General features: G+C 55.0%; 20 protein-coding genes and 1 pseudogene. 5 read left to right on the top strand and 16 right to left on the bottom strand.

What is annotated here, in order from left to right:
* The first annotated feature begins 95 nt into the window (after positions 1 to 95).
* Complete coding sequence (locus HC231_RS04295) at positions 96 to 1838, top strand: nitrilase-related carbon-nitrogen hydrolase (protein ID WP_208229879.1); 1743 nt, start codon at positions 96 to 98, stop codon at positions 1836 to 1838.
* Positions 1839 to 2002: 164 nt separating this feature from the next.
* On the opposite strand, the gene bamJ is transcribed toward HC231_RS04295, so the two are convergent.
* Positions 2003 to 2623, bottom strand: coding sequence for a BamJ family beta-barrel-assembly machinery protein (bamJ, locus tag HC231_RS04290; protein ID WP_208229878.1), 621 nt, complete (start codon positions 2621 to 2623; stop codon positions 2003 to 2005).
* Positions 2624 to 2852: 229 nt separating this feature from the next.
* Between bamJ and HC231_RS04285 the strand changes: the two genes are divergently transcribed.
* Positions 2853 to 3431: an OapA family protein gene (locus HC231_RS04285; protein WP_246494685.1), complete on the top strand. Its 579-nt coding sequence runs from the start codon at positions 2853 to 2855 to the stop codon at positions 3429 to 3431.
* A gap of 120 nt (positions 3432 to 3551) precedes the next feature.
* On the opposite strand, the gene rplI is transcribed toward HC231_RS04285, so the two are convergent.
* The 6 genes and pseudogenes from rplI to HC231_RS04255 form a co-directional block, all read right to left on the bottom strand.
* Positions 3552 to 4004, bottom strand: a complete 453-nt coding sequence (gene rplI / locus HC231_RS04280) for a 50S ribosomal protein L9 (protein ID WP_208229876.1) — start codon at positions 4002 to 4004, stop codon at positions 3552 to 3554.
* Positions 4005 to 4045: 41 nt separating this feature from the next.
* On the bottom strand, positions 4046 to 4273 hold the full coding sequence (rpsR, locus tag HC231_RS04275) for a 30S ribosomal protein S18 (protein ID WP_048637617.1): 228 nt from the start codon (positions 4271 to 4273) through the stop codon (positions 4046 to 4048).
* A 4-nt stretch (positions 4274 to 4277) separates the two neighbouring features.
* On the bottom strand, positions 4278 to 4598 hold the full coding sequence (gene priB, locus HC231_RS04270; RefSeq protein ID WP_208229875.1) for a primosomal replication protein N: 321 nt from the start codon (positions 4596 to 4598) through the stop codon (positions 4278 to 4280).
* A gap of 5 nt (positions 4599 to 4603) precedes the next feature.
* Positions 4604 to 4996, bottom strand: coding sequence for a 30S ribosomal protein S6 (gene rpsF, locus HC231_RS04265; RefSeq protein ID WP_208229874.1), 393 nt, complete (start codon positions 4994 to 4996; stop codon positions 4604 to 4606).
* Positions 4997 to 5232: 236 nt separating this feature from the next.
* Positions 5233 to 5997: an esterase gene (gene yjfP, locus HC231_RS04260; protein WP_208229873.1), complete on the bottom strand. Its 765-nt coding sequence runs from the start codon at positions 5995 to 5997 to the stop codon at positions 5233 to 5235.
* A gap of 213 nt (positions 5998 to 6210) precedes the next feature.
* Positions 6211 to 6510, bottom strand: a pseudogene (locus tag HC231_RS04255) (peptide chain release factor-like protein); the annotation flags it as partial.
* A 293-nt stretch (positions 6511 to 6803) separates the two neighbouring features.
* Between HC231_RS04255 and bsmA the strand changes: the two are divergent.
* Positions 6804 to 7109 (top strand): biofilm peroxide resistance protein BsmA, encoded by a 306-nt coding sequence (gene bsmA / locus HC231_RS04250; RefSeq protein WP_208229872.1) that lies wholly within the window; start codon positions 6804 to 6806, stop codon positions 7107 to 7109.
* 66 nt (positions 7110 to 7175) lie between these two features.
* Here bsmA and HC231_RS04245 read toward each other — a convergent pair whose 3' ends face one another.
* From HC231_RS04245 to nsrR, 4 genes are all read right to left on the bottom strand, one after another.
* On the bottom strand, positions 7176 to 7574 hold the full coding sequence (locus HC231_RS04245) for a DUF350 domain-containing protein (RefSeq protein ID WP_208229871.1): 399 nt from the start codon (positions 7572 to 7574) through the stop codon (positions 7176 to 7178).
* 70 nt (positions 7575 to 7644) lie between these two features.
* The gene (gene rlmB, locus HC231_RS04240) at positions 7645 to 8376 is read right to left on the bottom strand and encodes a 23S rRNA (guanosine(2251)-2'-O)-methyltransferase RlmB (protein WP_208229870.1); all 732 of its coding nucleotides are present in this window, start codon (positions 8374 to 8376) and stop codon (positions 7645 to 7647) included.
* A gap of 199 nt (positions 8377 to 8575) precedes the next feature.
* Entirely contained in the window at positions 8576 to 11038 is a 2463-nt protein-coding gene (gene rnr / locus HC231_RS04235) for a ribonuclease R (protein WP_208229869.1), read from the bottom strand.
* Positions 11039 to 11079: 41 nt separating this feature from the next.
* Positions 11080 to 11505, bottom strand: a complete 426-nt coding sequence (gene nsrR / locus HC231_RS04230) for a nitric oxide-sensing transcriptional repressor NsrR (protein WP_208229868.1) — start codon at positions 11503 to 11505, stop codon at positions 11080 to 11082.
* Positions 11506 to 12045: 540 nt separating this feature from the next.
* On the opposite strand from nsrR, the gene HC231_RS04225 reads away from it, so the two are divergent.
* Positions 12046 to 12609: a DUF2975 domain-containing protein gene (locus HC231_RS04225; RefSeq protein WP_208229867.1), complete on the top strand. Its 564-nt coding sequence runs from the start codon at positions 12046 to 12048 to the stop codon at positions 12607 to 12609.
* 7 nt (positions 12610 to 12616) lie between these two features.
* Positions 12617 to 12838 (top strand): helix-turn-helix domain-containing protein, encoded by a 222-nt coding sequence (locus tag HC231_RS04220; protein WP_208229866.1) that lies wholly within the window; start codon positions 12617 to 12619, stop codon positions 12836 to 12838.
* Between the two features lie 149 nt (positions 12839 to 12987).
* Here HC231_RS04220 and HC231_RS24315 read toward each other — a convergent pair whose 3' ends face one another.
* From HC231_RS24315 to HC231_RS04195, 5 genes are all read right to left on the bottom strand, one after another.
* Positions 12988 to 13089, bottom strand: coding sequence for a hypothetical protein (locus HC231_RS24315; protein WP_208229865.1), 102 nt, complete (start codon positions 13087 to 13089; stop codon positions 12988 to 12990).
* A 45-nt stretch (positions 13090 to 13134) separates the two neighbouring features.
* Positions 13135 to 14289 carry a sigma 54-interacting transcriptional regulator gene (locus tag HC231_RS04210; RefSeq protein ID WP_208229864.1) on the bottom strand — a complete coding sequence of 385 codons (1155 nt, stop codon included), beginning with the start codon at positions 14287 to 14289 and terminating at the stop codon, positions 13135 to 13137.
* Between the two features lie 3 nt (positions 14290 to 14292).
* Positions 14293 to 15903, bottom strand: coding sequence for a sigma 54-interacting transcriptional regulator (locus HC231_RS04205; RefSeq protein WP_246494683.1), 1611 nt, complete (start codon positions 15901 to 15903; stop codon positions 14293 to 14295).
* Positions 15904 to 16188: 285 nt separating this feature from the next.
* Complete coding sequence (gene anfO, locus HC231_RS04200; protein WP_208229863.1) at positions 16189 to 16809, bottom strand: Fe-only nitrogenase accessory protein AnfO; 621 nt, start codon at positions 16807 to 16809, stop codon at positions 16189 to 16191.
* A 28-nt stretch (positions 16810 to 16837) separates the two neighbouring features.
* Entirely contained in the window at positions 16838 to 17344 is a 507-nt protein-coding gene (locus tag HC231_RS04195; protein ID WP_246494682.1) for a pyridoxamine 5'-phosphate oxidase family protein, read from the bottom strand.
* Between the last annotated feature and the right edge of the window lie 34 nt (positions 17345 to 17378).

Raw genomic sequence — 17378 nt, 5'->3', positions numbered from 1 at the left:
TCGCAAAAAAGCCGAGCGGCCCGCCGCCGCAATTTTATTTTCATGCTGCGACGCCGACCGTCGCGGCGACATCAACTGTTTAGTGAGGATTAGTCATGTCAATAGCTCCTTTTCTCGCGGCCGCCATCCAGTTCGAACCAGCGATGTTCGCCAAAGAGGCCAATATCGCCCGTCTGCTGGATCTGGTGGAGCAGGCGGCCCGTCAGGGGGCCAAACTGATCACCACGCCGGAGATGGCGACTACCGGCTACTGCTGGTATGACCGCCGGGAGATCGCCTCCCAGGTGGAAACCGCGCCCGGCGAAACATCCGCGCGTTTTACCGAACTGGCGCAGCGCTATCAGTGTTATATCGTGCTGGGGATGCCGGAAGTGGACGCCGACACCCAACTGTATTACAACAGCGCGCTGCTGATCGGCCCGCAGGGGGTGATCGGCCGTCACCGCAAAAGCCACCCGTATATCTCCGAACCCAAATGGGCGGCGGCGGGCGACGTCGGGCATCAGGTTTTCGATACCCCGATCGGCAAGATCGGCATGCTGATCTGCATGGATATCCATTTTCCTGAAACCGCCAGACTGCTGGCGCTGGCCGGGGCGGATATTATCTGTCACGTCAGCAACTGGCTGGCGGAACGCGCCCCCGCGCCCTATTGGATCAGCCGCGCCATGGAAAATAGCTGTTATCTGCTGGAAAGCAACCGCTGGGGGCTGGAGCGCGGCGTACAGTTCAGCGGCGGCAGCGGGATTATCGCGCCGGACGGCGCGATCGTCGATGTCGTGGATAACGGGGATGGCATCGCCTACGGCGAAATTGACGTGCGGATCAGCCGCCGGCGCCAGGTATTGGGCGAACCGGTGTTCGCCCAGCGGCGGCCGCAGGAGTACCACGCGCTGCTTAGCGACAGTTTTCTGTGGAACCCCGCGGATTTCTTCGGCCTGTACGGCCATCATCCCCTGCCCGCTGGCAAACAGAGCCGGATTAGCGTCTGCCAGTTTTCCCCCGCCGACCGCGTTGAGGACAATCTCGCCCGCATCGTGGCGCTGACGCGGGAGGCGGTCGAGCAGCAGCATAGCGAACTGGTGGCTTTCCCTGAAATGGCGCTGACCGGCCATACCGCCCCGCAAACGAACGCCCAGACGCTGGACTCCCCCGCGCTGCAATCATTGATTCAGCTAGCCATGACGCTGCGGGTTTATCTGGTCGTCGGCATGGCGGAAAAACAGCAGGATAAATATTACAACACCCAAGTGCTGCTGGGGCCGGAAGGCCTGATCGGCCACTACCGCCAGATGCACCTGCCCCTGGCCTATCAAGCATGGGCGACGGCGGGCGAACGGTGGCGGGTATTCGATACGGCGCTAGGACGAATCGGCCTGTTGTCGGGCAATGACGCGCTGTTTCCCGAATCCGCCCGTATTCTCACGCTGATGGGCTGCGACATCGTGGTCTGCTGCGCCGCGCTCGGCGACGGTTTCGTCAGCGGCCACGCCGGCAGCCAGGTTCCGCAAAACTACCCGATCCCGGTGGGGACCGATCCCCTGCACTGGCATTTGCTGCGCACCCGCGCCGGTGAAAACAACCTGTATCTGGCCTTCGCCAACAGCGTGGAGCCGCACGGTCAGCGCGGCGGATACAGCGGAATATTCGGGCCGGAAACCTTCACCTTTCCCCGGCATGAACAGGTGCTGTGGCAGGAGCCGGGCTTCACGACCCTAACCATCGACACCACGTCATTAGCGGGCAGTCCGGTGCCGACCAACCCGGTCAGGCGCAAGGATCTGGTGACGATGCGTCAGGTTCATCATTACCGGCCGCTGCTGCTTGATAAGGATTAGTTTTCAATCGGATGAGACGCGTTACGAGCGTTGCCGGCGGCAGACGATATTAGATTTTTGGCAAGGGGCGCGGCGATGGGGTAACGCCTGCGATGCTTTACGCCGCGTACCCCGATCGGAACTCGATCAGTTTGTCATCAAACGCATCGAGTTCCGTAACCTTTTTACAGAATTTCCAGCAGCTCGACTTCAAAAATCAAGGCGCTGAACGGCGGAATAGATGCGCCCGCGCCACGCTCGCCATAGGCCAGCTCATGGGGGATATACAGTTCCCACTTGGAGCCGACCGGCATCAGCGTTAAGGCTTCAATCCAGCCGGGGATCACGCCGCTGACCGGGAATTCGGCGGGCTGACCGCGCTCGACCGAACTATCGAATACGCTGCCGTCAATCAGTCGGCCGGTATAATGAACACGCACCCGATCCTGACGCGAAGGGATTTCGCCTTCGCCCTGCGTCAATACGCGAAACTGCAGGCCGGACTCGGTGCTGCTCACGCCGTCTTTCTGCGCGTTTTCAGCCAGAAATTGTTGTCCTTCAACCGCCAGCGCCTGCTGACGTTCACGGCGTACGGCGCTCGCGCGTTCGTGAACTTCACGTAAGGCCCGGTGAACCACATCCACGGGAACCACTGGCGCGTGACCTTCCAACGCATCGCGCAAACCGGCCACCAGCGCTTCAGGGATCAACCCTGCAAGGCCGGATTCCTGTAGTTGTTGACCTACCTGTAAGCCGATGCCGTAACTTGCCTGCGCTTCGACGCTATCATAAGAAGGGGTTGTCATGGATGTTCCTTTTAAACTGTAAAAAACCGAAAGCGCAGCATAACAGCGCCAGAGATTAGGGTAAAATCCTGTGTCCGAATATGTCGCTTTTATGCGCGAATAAACGCTGTCATTGCGGTTGGAAAATCAATACCCGTCAGATTTAAGAATGCAGGAAGTCAACAGACCTGCAACTTGGAAGATGAAGGGTATATACTTAAAATTCAAAGCTGGGGAGGAGAATAACCCATTGCAATCATCATCCAGTCAGCGGATTAAAGCCGCGTTAAAGAAGATCTGGCATCTGCCCGATAGCTACCGTTGGATGGAGCCGCTTCCTCTCTTCCATCGCCGTTGGATGTTGGTGGCAGCCGGTATCGTGCTGGTCGCGCTGCTGTGGCCTTACAGCCCGCCTCCCGCCCCCTCCCCGCAACCGACGCCGGTTACGGTTGAACCAGCCGCGCCGATGCAGGCGGAAATTGTCGAGAACCGGCCGCCGGCAACGCAAACGCCGGCCGCCCGGCCTGCTCCTCCGCCGATCGAGCCCGCGCCGCAACATACGGAAACCGCCTGGCGCAACTATCAAATTAGTTCCGGTCAGACGCTGGCGCAGCTATTTCGCGATAACAATCTGCCGGTGGCTGACGTTTTCGCCATGGCGCAGGTGGAAGGAGAGGATAAACCGCTCAGCAATCTGCGAGCCGGTCAGGAAGTGAAATTGCAGTTGAACGCGCAAGGCGCAGTGGCGGAACTGGAAATAGAAACCACCGGCAATCAGATGGTCAGATTCACCCGCAATGCGGACGGCGGATTTACCCGCTCCCGTTAACCATCGACGGCGATCCCTACCCCGTAAATTTCAAAGTGCCCCCGGATTTCAAAATGAAAGGGGCGGAAATGCAAAACGCCGGCGCAAGGCCGGCGTTTCACTCGTCAACAAAAGCGTTAATTACGCTTCGGCAACGACAACTACATTCAGCGTAGCGAACACATCGCTGTGTACCTGGAAGCTCACTTCGTGATCGCCCAGAGTACGCAGAACGCCGTTCGGTAAACGAACTTCGCTCTTAGCAACTTCAACACCAGCCGCGGTTACCGCATCAGCGATATCACGGGTGCCGATAGAACCGAACAGTTTACCTTCGTCGCCTGCTTTAGACGCGATAGTAATGGTTGCCAGTTCAGTGATCTTGGCGGCGCGGGCTTCAGCAGCGGCCAGAACTTCAGCCAGTTTGGCTTCCAGTTCAGCACGGCGCGCTTCGAAGAACTCAACGTTTTTCTTGGTTGCCGGCACGGCTTTGCCCTGCGGAACCAGGAAGTTACGAGCGTAACCTGCTTTAACGTTTACCTGATCACCCAGGCTGCCCAGGTTTGCTACTTTATCAAGCAGAATAACTTGCATTACCTTATCCTCTCAAAGTCTCGTTAATGGACAGTGACCGATTACTGATGACGATCAGTGTACGGCAACAAAGACAAGTAACGCGCACGCTTGATAGCGCGAGCCAGCTGACGCTGGTATTTTGCACGAGTACCAGTGATACGGCTAGGAACGATCTTGCCGCTTTCAGTGATGTAGTTTTTCAGCGTAGCGATGTCTTTATAATCGATCTCGATAACGCCTTCCGCGGTGAAACGGCAGAACTTGCGACGACGGAAATAACGTGCCATTTGGCTAGTCTCCAGAATCTATCAATTCAATCTGCTCGGCATGTAACACAATTTTGCTCAGGCCATTGCGCCCTTGATGGCAGCTAATAAACCCTTGCACGGTGAGTTGCGTGCCGACCGTTATACTGTGGGTAAATGCTTGTGACGCTGGTCCACTGACAATCACGGGCATACGACACCATGCTTGCCGGTTAAATCCGGCTTCCTCCTGCGTCGATCGGTGCTCAAGCACAAATTGACAGTGAGGAATACCCGAAGGACTGACTTTACGAATGGGGGTCTTGCACACCGTGCCGGACAACGCCAGACGATTGGTCGTCACCACAACAATTACTCTTCAGAATCCCCAGAATTTGCATCATCGTTGGATTCTGCGAAATCTTCGCGACGCTCACGGCGTTCGTCTTTCGCTTTCACCATCGGAGATGCTTCGGTTACCGCGTGTTTAACGCGCATAATCATGCTGCGGATAACGGCGTCGTTGAAGCGGAAGTTTGTTTCCAGCTCATCGATCACTTCCTGCGGCGCTTCAACGTTCATCAGAACGTAGTGCGCTTTGTGCAGTTTGTTGATCGGGTAAGCCAGTTGACGGCGGCCCCAGTCTTCCAGACGGTGGATCGTACCTTCCGCACCGGTGATGGCACCAGTGTAGCGTTCGATCATGCCCGGAACCTGTTCGCTTTGGTCAGGATGAACCATAAAAACGATTTCGTAATGACGCATCGAATTGCTCCTTACGGATTATTCAGCCTCCTGTCAGGGTCAACCGCGGCCCATGGAAGCAAGGAACGTGTTATGTGTGCGGCTGAAAAAATGACGCGTAAGTATAGTGTCCCGCGTGAGGAAACGCAAGGCGCGGTATAAAAAGACAGAACCGCGGCATAGCGGATGCGCCGGCGCGCTGTTTTATATCGCCTGGCGATGAAGATATATCGATACCCGCGCGATATTGCGGCCGATTACCAATTCGGGGCCGGCAGATAACGGCTGAAAAAATCGCCCCCCGCCCGCAGCGCCGTCGGCGTGATGCGATGCGTCACCCCGGCTTCGGTCAGATACGTCAGGTTGCCGTCCAGCTTCCGCCGTTTCAGTTCCCGATACAACCGGGCGCTCTCTTCGGCGGGCACCACCTCGTCGGCATCGCCATGCCATAGCAGCAGAGGACGATCGGCCAAAGACGCCAACCGCGAGGAGGCATCATATTCGGCAAGCGTCTCGGACAATTGCCGCCGCACCATGTCCGCATCTGCGTGATGCGCAGGAAGCGGAGGATACAGCGAATGGGACAGGGTTGAAAAATAGCCCGATCCCATAAAAGCCGCCACGGCCGAAATCCACGGATAGCGCGCCATGCATCCTAATGCGCTCATGCCGCCCAGCGATGCGCCGCATACGCCGATGCGCCGATCGGCGATCCATCCGCGCCGCCGGCAATCCTCCACATAGTCAGGCAATTCATCGATATTCGATTGAAGCACCTGCCAAAACCGGCTCAGCCGCCGGGCCTCATCACCGTCAAAACGCGCCCCGTGCATAGCGGCGTCGGGTAAAATCACCCGGAAACCGGCGGCGGCCAGCGCATAGCCGAAATAGGAATAAACTTCTTTTGACGAGAGGTAGCCATGAAAGAAAAAAATGGTCGGCAAAGGAAGGTCTTTTTTACCGCCTGGAACGGCATGCAAAACGTCAATACCATTAACGGTATCCAGTGAAATCTCAACCATGTGCTCTCTACCTATCATCTTGTTTTTGAATATCAACTCTTACATCAAACACCATAGCACCAAAACTCGGCTCGCTTTAAAAACAAATTCGCAATGGCTTAGCGCAAAGTCTGCGATAACCCAAAAAACGCGATGTCAGCGAAGGAAGGCAAGCGGCTTGATGATGAATTGACGATATAAAAAGGGAGAGTCAACCTCTCCCTTGGCAACCCGCTAGCGCGAGGATTCAAATCGTTCGCCGATAAAAACCCTTATCGGGTTCCCGCGTTCAATTTGGATATGGGATCTGCGACGCTGGGAACGCAAATCGGCTTCGTTTTGCTGTTCCCGTTGTTTCAAATGCCAGGCGATTCAATAGCCGGCAAGGCACTTATTGGCATGCTGACTGCGTTCGCTTTGCACCTTAACGCTAATGCCGCTGGCAATATGCATCGCGCGCACCGCCGATTCGGTTTTGTTAACGTGCTGGCCGCCCGGCCCCGAGGCCTTGAGCGTTTCGAAGCGAAAGGCATTGCCCATAGATCAATCCTGCCGATCAATTTAAAAAAATAATGAGGCAGGCCAAAAGCCGGGCTAAAGCGCCAAAATGGGTCGTGCGGAATTAATCCTGGAATAGCCTGCAAAGCGTCAAAGCATCATGTTTCATGGCGGCATCCTTGCAGTATCAGTGAGTTAGAATGAGAAAACGGCGGCATATTACTTTAGCGGATGATCGCCTGCAACAGCTTTTAACCCGCGGTCGGCCGTTACTTTCAACGGGCAAAGCGCGCTACACTGAACGGAAATAAATCTATGAGGCAAAGGCTATGCTGAAAGCTTTTCTGACGGCGATGGTTTCATTCGTTCTCTGCGCTTGCAGCGTGGTGCAAGGCACGCCGGTTCCCCCGCCGCCGCCGACGGAACGCGCGCAGCTAATTAACTACGCGCAAACTTCCACGTTGACAAAAATCGGCACGGCATCGGTGACCGTAAACGGCAGCCCGGATGATGCGGACCGGGCCATTCAGCGGCAGGCGGATGAAAAAGGGGCGCGCTACTACACGATCGTGATGAAAACGGAAAAAAGGAAATTTCCCGGCGTCTGGATTTCTCGCGCGGTGTTGTACCGCTGATGCTTTACGGGGTAATAACCGTGATGTTATACCCCGTGGTCAAAGCATTACTTCCAGCCGGGGCGATTAATAGGACATGCACGCCGCATTGAGAATCCCGCCGCCCAATGAAGCCGTACACAGGAAAACGCCCGATGCGACCTCATTATTCTGAATATGGCGGCTAAGACCCGGCAGATAAAGGCGCACGGCGCCATAAATCAGCAGTTGGATCGCCAGCGCCACAATCCCCCAGGTGATGTAATCCAGCAGGCTGACCGAATTCACCGCCGCGCTGGCCAGCGGAATGACATAGCCAATCAACGCGCCGGCAAAGCCGACCGCCGCCGCGCTATTATTCGCCTTGATCAGCGTCCATTCGTCATGCGGCGTGACGCGGGTATAAATGAACAGGAATGCCAACACCATGACAAAACCAATGAAAAAGTAAGAAGCAAAAGCCAGTAAAGCGTTAACCATCGTCATGCCGTAACTTTCCTTTAGGTTGCCGTTATTCCGCCTATCGCGCGGGCGCTGATAACCGTAATTGTATGCGTCAGCTGCGCTGCCGCACCGCTTCAAACAGACAGATCCCCGTTGCGACGGATACGTTCAGCGAAGATACGCTGCCCGCCATCGGGATGCTGATTAATTCATCGCAATGTTCTCGGGTCAAGCGGCGCATGCCTTCGCCTTCAGCGCCCATCACCAGCGCCAGCGGGCCGGTCAGTTTGCTTTGATACAGCGTGTGATCGGCTTCGCCCGCCGTACCGACGATCCAGACCTGGTGCTCCTGCAACAGCCGCAACGTGCGCGCCAAATTGGTCACGCGGATCAGCGGAACATTTTCCGCCGCGCCGCAGGCGACCTTTTTCGCCGTCGCATTAAGCTGCGCGGAACGATCGCGCGGGACAATCACCGCATTCACCCCGGCCGCATCGGCGCTGCGCAGACAGGCGCCCAGATTATGCGGATCGGTGATGCCATCCAACACCAGCAGAAAAGGCTGCTCCAAACCGTCCAGCAAAACGGGCAGATCGTTCTCCTGATACTGACGCCCTTCTTTCACGATGGCGACAATACCCTGATGCACGGCGCCTTCCACTTTGCCGTCCAGCCACTGGCGGTTGGCCATCTGAATCGCAATGCCCGCCGATTCCAGTTCAGTAATCAGCGGATGCAAGCGGCGATCGTCACGCCCCTTCAGGATAAAAACCTCCAGAAAGCGCTGCGGATCCCGTTCCAGTAATGCTTTAACCGCATGAATACCGTAAATAATTTCGCTCATTGATACTCTTTAAATTAATCATAAACGGCCGGCGTCCGACCGTTAATGGTTGATGACAATCCTTCCGGTGCTAACCCCGCCCCTTGCCAGGAGAGAGAGCAGCCCTGGCAACGTTAATCAATCGCCGCCGCCTCTGGCAAGGGGCGGCTTAGGGGCCATTAATGCCAAATCGTCCGGGGCGTCAACGTCCGCGCAGAGATTATGACTCGGCGGACGGCTTCTTCTTCCCGCGTTTGGCTTTGGTGGCCGCCGCAATCTTACGCGTTTTCTCGGCGTTCTTTTTGGCTTTATCAGCGTTCTTTTTCGGCTTGGATTTGCCGGCGGCCGGTTTGGCTTTACGATCGCCCTCTTTACGGAAGGAGGAATCCGGTTCGAAATTCGCCGCCGGCTTAGCGGCGTTACGGCGGCGGCGAGCCGGTTTGGCCTCCCGGTTATCCGCTTTCTTCGCCCGTTCGCGCGCCGTCTTACCCTCGCCGCGCGGTTTGCGCGCGCTGGAAACCAGCGCGAAATCGATATTACGTTCGTCCATATGAACGGCTTCAACACGAATTTCCACTTCATCGCCCAGGCGATAAACCTGACCGCGCGACTCGCCGATCAGACGTTGACCGATATTATCGTAACGATAGTAGTCATTATCCAGCGTGGAGACATGCACCAGCCCGTCGATAAACAGATCGTTGAGACGCACAAAGAACCCGAAACCGGTCACGCTGGAGATAATCCCGGTGAACACTTCACCGACGTGATCCTGCATAAAGTCGCATTTCAGCCAGTCGGCCACGTCACGGGTCGCTTCATCGGCCCGGCGTTCCGTCATCGAACAGTGCATCCCCAGTTGCAGCATCTCGTTCATATCGCTGTGCCAGCCGCCGGTCGGCGTCCAGCGTTCTTTACGGGAACTCAGCAGATACTTGATCGAGCGGTGCAAAGCCAAATCCGGATAGCGGCGGATAGGCGAAGTAAAGTGGCCGTAGGAAGCGAGCGCCAGACCAAAGTGGCCGCGGTTTTCCGGATCGTAGACCGCCTGCTTCATCGAGCGCAGCAGCATGGTTTGCAGCATTTCGCTGTCGGGACGATCGGCGACTTCCACCATTAACGCGGCATAATCTTTAGGCTGCGGCTTCATACCGCCTTTCAACGTCAGCCCCAGTTCGCCCAGCACGCTGCGCAAGGCCAGAACATGATCTTCGCTTGGCCGATCGTGGACGCGGAATAACGCCGGCTCCTCATTTTTCTCCACGAATTTCGCCGCGGAAATATTCGCCAGAATCATGCACTCTTCAATCAGCTTATGCGCATCGTTGCGCACCACGGATTCAACCCGTTCAATGCGGCGCTCGGCGTTGAAAATGAATTTGGCTTCTTCCGTTTCAAAGGCGATGCCGCCGCGAATTTCGCGCGCCTGGTCCAGCACCTTGTACATCCGGTGCAGCTCTTCCAGCCCGCCCACCAGCGGCTTATAGCGCTCGCGCAGTTCGGCGTCGCCCTGAAGAATACTCCACACTTTGGTATAGGTCAGACGAGCATGTGAGCTCATCAGCCCTTCATAAAATTTATATGAGGAGAGTTTTCCCTGCGCCGAAACGGTCATCTCGCACACCATACACAGACGGTCGACCTGCGGGTTAAGCGAACAGAGCCCGTTAGACAGCACTTCCGGCAGCATCGGCACCACCTGCGACGGGAAATAGACCGACGTACCGCGCGCGCGCGCTTCGTGATCCAGCGGCGTATTCGGACGCACATAATAGCTGACGTCCGCAATCGCCACCCACAGCCGCCAGCCGCCGCCGCGTTTCTTCTCGCAGTACACCGCATCATCAAAATCACGCGCGTCTTCGCCGTCAATGGTCACCAACGGCAATTTGCGTAAGTCAATGCGGCCTTTTTTCGCCTCTTCCGGCACCTCTTCCGCCAGATCCTTCACCTGTTCTTCCACTTTCGGCGGCCAGGTGTGCGGAATATCATGGGTACGCAGGGCGATATCCACCGCCAGGCTGGTTCCCATGGTATCGCCCAGCACCTCAACGATTTTCCCCACCGCTTTCGTCCGGCGCGTGGCGCGTTGAGTCAGTTCCACCACCACCACGGAGCCCATCCGGGCGCCGTTGATATCTTCTTTCGGAATCAAAATGTCGAAACTGAGACGGCTATCGTCCGGGACGACGAAACCGACGCCGGCATCGACAAAATAGCGCCCGACGATCTGCCCGGTACGCGGTTCCAGCACGCGGACGATACGGCCTTCCCGCCGCCCTTTGCGGTCGGCGCCCAGCGGCTGGGCCAGCACCACATCGCCATGAATGGCGCGTTTCATCTCTTCCGCGGACAGATAAAGGTCGTCTTTGCGGCCCTCCACGCGCAGAAAGCCATAGCCGTCGCGGTGGCCGATCACCGTACCGCGCAGCAAATCCAGTTTTTCCGGCAGGGCGTAGCATTGGCGGCGGGTAAAAATCAATTGGCCGTCGCGTTCCATCGCCCGCAGACGGCGGCGCAGCGCTTCGAGTTGCTCATCGCTGGTTAACTGTAGATCGGCCGCCAGTTCTTCCCGCTTAATCGGGGTATCTCGTTTGGCAATATGGGCCAGAATATATTCACGGCTAGGAATGGGAGACTCGTATTTTTCTGCTTCTCGTTCCAGGAATGGGTCTTGTGACATTGCGGTTTCTCCGTTGTCATCAGCAGGAGGCTGAACAGGTATCATTCAACCAACAATAATTTGTAAAGTGGGGGATTTTCTTTGACCAAATCGGCCAGCGTGTATTGGTCCAGCTCATGCAGAAAGTTCCGCACCGCCTGCTGGAGTATCTGCTTCAATCGGCAGGCCGGCGTAATGTGGCAAAACTCATCGCCGCAGTTAATCAACGAGAGCGGTTCCAGCTCACGTACGACATCGCCAATCCGGATGGACGCCGCGGGTTTTCCCAGGCGGATCCCGCCATTCTTACCTCGCACGGCCATAACAAGCCCTGCCCGACTAAGTTGATTGATAATTTTGACCATATGATTACGAGAGACGCCATACACTTCAGTCACTTCTGAAATGCTGGTCATTTCCCCGTCCGGCAACGACGCCATATAAACCAGCGCCCGTAAGCCATAATCCGTAAAACTTGTTAACTGCACATGTACCTTAGATACCTTCAGGTATCGTTGCCCAACGTGACAAATGCGTTTTGAAAAACGAGTCAGACGGTTCCGACTCCACGTTTCAAATACGCAATATTGAAGATAATAAACCAGTTGCAAACACTACGGCTAATTAAAGCGACAGAGCATGCTGGATATCAGTGACAGACCATCACGCAACGCGGACTGAACTCCCTTCAAGCGAACGACTATTTTGCGAAGCAGTTTAGATCGATTTAGACCAAAAATAGCAATAACAACAGCCATTGCAATAATAAATGCCATCATTGCCGTTGAGTACGTAACCAACGAACAACCTAAAAACCTATCCCAGTAGGCTAGTTGACACAGCCCGAGTTCAAAATGGCAAGTGAAATAGTCCTGATGGGTTAGGCTTCCGCTGCCTGGCCTAAAAACGCTAAACACAGAAATACACTGGTTGCATTTTTGGGTAAATGCATATAAAAAGATAATAAATTATCGTTTTACGATAATTAAATACTAAAATTCAGTTTTCACTCATCCTGGAGGTTTCTCATGGCTCTTGATCGTTTGGCTGTTGTCAGTCACCGTATGGCGGCGCTCACCCTGGGGTTAGTCATTGTTATGCTCGCTCTGAATGCAGCCGTATGGCTTTTTCCGCAGTTAGCTTCCGTTGAAGGCGGGGCTGGCCTTGCCTTCTATCTTTCCGACCGGATGATTTCCATTCCTGGCTTAGATCTGACGACCTACCCCTTATGGCAAAAGCTGGGCGCGATTTTACTGTCCAGTATTCCGTTGCTGATGCTGACCGTGGGGTTATTAAATCTGCGCGCTTTGTTCAAAAACTATGCTGCAGACGATTACTTCTCGCCGTCGTCTTCCGCCTGTATGGAAAAAATGGGGCGCTCTGTCGCTATCTGGGTGGCGCTGAACATCGTCTGCGAGCCTTTGCTGAGTTTATGGCTTACCATGCGGGAACCCTCAGGCCAGCGACTGCTATCGCTGAGTTTTGATTCCTCGGGGGTCGTCGCTCTTTTCCTGTCGGCGTGCGTCATCGTGATCGCGCGTATTTTGCGCCAGGCAAGTGAAATCAATAATGAAAATCAGCAATTTGTATGAGCCGAAGATGCCTATTGAAATAACATTGAATGTGATGCTCGCCAGAAGAAAGGTCAAATCAAAGGATCTGGCGGCGGCCATCGGCATAACAGAACAGAACCTGTCTCTGCTTAAACAAGGGAAAGTAAAGGGTATCCGGCTTGCCACGCTGGAGGCGATTTGCCAGTACCTGGATTGCCAGCCTGCGGATATTCTGACCTATACCCGCGATGAAAAAGATGCGCTATAGCATTCACAGCATACAGCCCTTCGCGGGTCAGACAAGCGCCCCACCCAATGAGTTGCCGATCGCCGTCTTGCCTTTTTCTAGCCGGCGATCGGCAACAACTATTGCGTATGTCGTAATGTAGGCGCGCCACCACTAGAATGTTTTTCGGGCTATGACTCAAATGAGTTGTAGTAATATTTTTCGATGTAAGCACCGATCGCCTTTTTGTGTATCTCGAATGAAGGCCAAAAACAGAGAGTTTTCCCTGCCAAACGTTACTATTTCGTGTAACGGCAGCCGCCGTCGCGCTATCGGCGTTAAAACTTTTTCACTTCTATCTGTAGCTTTTGCAGCGCGTAAGAGAGCTGCCGGGGGGTGAGATTTAATAAACGCGCGGCTTTAGCCTTAACCCAGCCGCTTTTCTCCAGCGCGGCGATGATGCGATGGCGAATCTCATCACTTGCATCGTAGCCGCCGGATCCGCCGGCTATCGGCATCACGACGTGCGGTAACGTCGCGCAGGGCTCCCAGCGTAGCGGAGCATCAAACTCCGCGGCGGCCGGCTCTGGCGCAACGGCGGGTTCCTCGGCGGCGCTCTGCATATAGTTGCTGATCTTCAAATTCAATTTCTGCCGCATGCAGCGTTCGGTCAGGCAGGGAAGCTGATTGATGATATCCCCTTCGCGGTGCAGCGAGGCATATTCCAGACAATTTTCCAAATCGCGCACGTTGGCTGGCCAGTTACATAAATAGAGCGGGGAAAGGGCGGTTTCCGTCATCGAGAGATTCAGGTTATTCACGCGGTTAAAGCGTTCGAAAAAATAATTGACCAGTTCGGGAATATCTTCCTGACGATCGCGCAGCGCCGGCAACGCAATGGTGGCGACATGCAGCCGGTAATATAATTCCGGCAAGAAGTCGCCGGCGGCGACCATCTGTTCAAGATTTCTTTCCGTCGCGCAAACAAGCCGCATCTTGCAGGGCAGCGCCCGGCTTCCCGCTAGCGGCATGTACTCTTTTTCCTGCAATAGACGCAGCAGGCACTTTTGCATACGCAATGAAAACAGGCCGACTTCGCTTAAAAAGAGCGTGCCGTCGTTAACCAGAGAGATAGCCCCCGGATGCTGATTCCCGCTTTCATCGCTCCCTAGCAGCGCCATGATCGCCTGCTCATCATTGGAATAATCGCAGCTTAACTTGATAAACGCGCGGCGGCGGAGCGTCGATTGCGCATGGATGGCCCTGGCGATAACATCCTTGCCGGTTCCGGGTTCGCCGCGCAACAATATCGGCGATAGCGTCGGCGCAAAGCGCGCCACCTTTTCCATCACCCGCTTCATGGCGAACGAACGGGTAATAATCCGGCTAACCTCATGTACCGAATGGGGCTTCTTTTTCGATCTTCCGCCGCCGGAGCGCGGGAAAGCCTCCTCCTCCGCATGTCCGGGACTGGCGCGTTTGGTATTTTCCATACGCTAATTTCCGCTCCGGTACGCTTTATAATTCAGCTGATATTTTTCCATCCTCAGGCTCAGCGCCCGCCGGGTCATACCCAACTGCGCCGCCGTGCGGGAAATATTTCCCTGATTGCGCGCCAGCGATTCAACGATGATGTCGTACTCGATTCTCGCCAACTGCGCTTCCAGACCGGTCACGGTTTCCCCCAGCAGCACCGGTTGCAGATTAATCGGCAGATGGTAGCTATGAATGAAGCCTTCATCCGCCAGCAATACGGCCCGCTCCATGGTGTTCTCCAGTTCACGCACGTTGCCCGGCCAGCTATAGCTCAGCAGCAGATTCAAAGCGGGGGTGGCGATGGTCGGCACATCAATCCCCAGCTCTTTGGCGAAATGGGCATTGAAATGATCGGCCAGAATCAGGATATCGTTGCCGCGATCGCGCAATGGGGGAATGGTGATCGGAAACACATTCAGGCGATAATACAGATCCTCGCGGAACGCGCCGTTGGCGACCATTTCAGGCAAATTGCGGTGCGTCGCCGCCAGAATGCGCACGTTCACCTTGATGGTTTCATTACTGCCCACGCGCTCAAAACAGCGCTCCTGCAATACGCGCAATAGCTTTGCCTGCGCCAGTGGCGTCAGTTCGCCGATCTCATCCAGAAAGATGGTGCCGCCGTCCGCCTCTTCAAAACGCCCGGCCCGCCGGGACGTCGCGCCGGTAAACGCCCCTTTTTCATGCCCGAACAGTTCGCTTTCGATGATGCCTTCGGGCAGCGAGGAGCAGTTAAATTTGACAAAAGGCCCGTTGGCGCAGGGGCTGTTGTAATGGATCGCGCTGGCGACGCGCTCTTTGCCGACGCCGCTTTCGCCCAGGATCAATACGGTGGTGCGGGCATGGCTGACTTTCTCAATCAGTTGATAAACGGACTGCATCACCCGCGAATTACCGATGATATTAGTGGGCTTGAAGGTTTCCCGCAGCGTACGCTTTAGCAGCGAATCCTGATCCCTGAGCACTTTTTTATGCGCGCGTTCCAACAGATGCAGCTCAACCGCCTGCGCGGTGGTGGTGGCGATAATCCGCAGAACTTCCAGATCCAGATAGAGCAGTTGGTCGTTGTTGTAGCGGCGTTCAATGCCGATCGTTCCCATGACTTTCATACCGCGGATAATGGGAACGCAGATAAACGACAGGTTGCGATCCTCGTTTTTATCCCAGCTGCCGGTACGGTTCAGAAAACGGGGATCGTCGGCGATATCCGGCACAATAATCGGCTGTTTGTTTTCCACCACTTTCCCGGTGATGCCTTCGCCGGGGTAATAGACGCCCTTCTCGGCCTCTTCTTTAGACAAGCCGAAACTTTCATGGATAAAGATCTGATCGCAGCTGGCGTCATAAAGGCTGATCATCGCCCGGGTCACCTGAAGGTGCTGTTTCATCAACTCAAGCACCAGCTTTAAGGTTTTGGACAGCGAACCTTCCGCGCTGACCACTTTACTGACTTCGGAAAGCAGCGGCAGCAACTCGGAACGGCACTCACCCAGCAAACAGGTAAACGACAGCGGTTTTAAAACACTCCGCTCTATACCTGCGACCGTCATATTTTCTTTTCTGCTACGCATGGCTTTTTCTCCGGAAGAGATAACCGTTAATGCATCCCCCGGCCCAAGCGCCCTGCTTCTTTTCCTACGGTTATATGATTTGATGACGTCGCTTCAGGCCGGATTAACAGTGTTGCAAAATGAAAGCCATCTTCATTGCTCATAGCGCGATTTTATTTATTTGATTTATAAATATTTTTAATTTATTGATTGAAACCGCGCCGTAAAATTGTTCCGAAGGGCACACTGTCGCCGGAGTAATGTACGCATTGGTACAAACGAAATGGATACGCCGATCCCGCCTATTTACTTTACGGCGTTGGGGTGGATCACCGCGCAAAGACGTCCCTGGCGCTGCTTTTCAACGTCAACCGCCAGATTTAACGCCGGCAGTTTCTGTTCGAACCATTTTGGCAGGTGATCGCAGGTCACATTCAGCCGGGTAAAGGTATGGGATTGCAAAAAAGGGATCAGTAGCTGTTTTGATGTCAGCCGGGCATCGCCCGCCAGCGCCGCGATCAGGTCAATATGGTATTCCCCGTCCCGCTCGCCTGCCTGAATAAAAGTTTCCGCGGCGGCGGGAACCGCGGTAGCCCGCTGAACCTGCTTTACCGAGGAATAAATCACCGCCAGACAATCCTCCGGTATGCCGGTAAATTGCCACATGGTCACGCCCATGCCGTCAAACCAGGCGAGCAACGCCCCCTGGATCTGCCGCGCCACAAAGTGATGGCAGCCCGGCATCTCTTCCAGCAGCGTTAAGGTCCGCGTTCGGATCTCGCTCAAGGACATATCATAGTTCAGCGTAAAGGGGATCTCTCCGGCCGCCTGCCAGCGATCATCGCAGCGGGAAAAGAGTTTCACTTTGCCCGGTTCGAACAACGGCGCGATATTCCCATTCTGATTAATAAAAACGGCAATTTTCATCAGCCCCCCGAATGGTTCGTGGTCAGGTTTAAAACCCGTGTTTTTTGCCTTTAACGGAAAGGATGTCGACGCGTATCACCCTGGTGGATTTAAGATTGGCGGATGGATAACTGAATGTCTTGTCGGTAAAACGCGCCACAATGCGATCCAGCGCGGCGATTTTTTCCTGTTCATCCTCAATGAATACGGTTTCGCCAAAGCCGATCACCGTGCGATGCCGGGCTTCGAAATTACAGGCCAGTTCATCTTCAATAACGCCATGATCGACAGAAATGGCGAAACAGACCTTGCTGTTTTTCTTCATGATATCGATCTTGGTGCCGTTTTTAGCGGAGTGAAAGTAGAGCGCGTGGCCGTCCCAGGCGTAAAACACCGGAACAAGAAAAGGAAGATCGTCACAGGACAGCGCAAGATACATCACCTTTGACGCCTGAATGATCTGTTCGATTTCCGCAGGATCGGTAATTTCCCGATCCTCGCGGCGCATCTCGCCGTGAGGGAAGTTCTGCGCCAATATTGCGCTGCTGAACGCCATGATTGCTCCTGTTTATTTTGCGAGAAAAACCCGG

Source organism: Brenneria izadpanahii (genome assembly GCF_017569925.1).
Lineage (GTDB): Bacteria > Pseudomonadota > Gammaproteobacteria > Enterobacterales > Enterobacteriaceae > Brenneria > Brenneria izadpanahii.
This window is presented reverse-complemented; position numbering and strand designations above follow the sequence as displayed.

Bases quoted from the DNA above. Each gene is read 5' to 3' on its own strand.
- HC231_RS04295 (WP_208229879.1), top strand. From the start codon at position 96: ATGTCAATAGCTCCTTTTCTCGCGGCCGCCATCCAGTTCGAACCAGCG.
- bamJ (WP_208229878.1), bottom strand. From the start codon at position 2,623: ATGACAACCCCTTCTTATGATAGCGTCGAAGCGCAGGCAAGTTACGGC.
- rplI (WP_208229876.1), bottom strand. From the start codon at position 4,004: ATGCAAGTTATTCTGCTTGATAAAGTAGCAAACCTGGGCAGCCTGGGT.
- rpsR (WP_048637617.1), bottom strand. From the start codon at position 4,273: ATGGCACGTTATTTCCGTCGTCGCAAGTTCTGCCGTTTCACCGCGGAA.
- rpsF (WP_208229874.1), bottom strand. From the start codon at position 4,996: ATGCGTCATTACGAAATCGTTTTTATGGTTCATCCTGACCAAAGCGAA.
- yjfP (WP_208229873.1), bottom strand. From the start codon at position 5,997: ATGGTTGAGATTTCACTGGATACCGTTAATGGTATTGACGTTTTGCAT.
- bsmA (WP_208229872.1), top strand. From the start codon at position 6,804: ATGCTGAAAGCTTTTCTGACGGCGATGGTTTCATTCGTTCTCTGCGCT.
- HC231_RS04245 (WP_208229871.1), bottom strand. From the start codon at position 7,574: ATGACGATGGTTAACGCTTTACTGGCTTTTGCTTCTTACTTTTTCATT.
- rlmB (WP_208229870.1), bottom strand. From the start codon at position 8,376: ATGAGCGAAATTATTTACGGTATTCATGCGGTTAAAGCATTACTGGAA.
- rnr (WP_208229869.1), bottom strand. From the start codon at position 11,038: ATGTCACAAGACCCATTCCTGGAACGAGAAGCAGAAAAATACGAGTCT.
- HC231_RS04225 (WP_208229867.1), top strand. From the start codon at position 12,046: ATGGCTCTTGATCGTTTGGCTGTTGTCAGTCACCGTATGGCGGCGCTC.
- HC231_RS04220 (WP_208229866.1), top strand. From the start codon at position 12,617: ATGCCTATTGAAATAACATTGAATGTGATGCTCGCCAGAAGAAAGGTC.
- HC231_RS04210 (WP_208229864.1), bottom strand. From the start codon at position 14,289: ATGGAAAATACCAAACGCGCCAGTCCCGGACATGCGGAGGAGGAGGCT.
- HC231_RS04205 (WP_246494683.1), bottom strand. From the start codon at position 15,903: ATGCGTAGCAGAAAAGAAAATATGACGGTCGCAGGTATAGAGCGGAGT.
- anfO (WP_208229863.1), bottom strand. From the start codon at position 16,809: ATGAAAATTGCCGTTTTTATTAATCAGAATGGGAATATCGCGCCGTTG.
- HC231_RS04195 (WP_246494682.1), bottom strand. From the start codon at position 17,344: ATGGCGTTCAGCAGCGCAATATTGGCGCAGAACTTCCCTCACGGCGAG.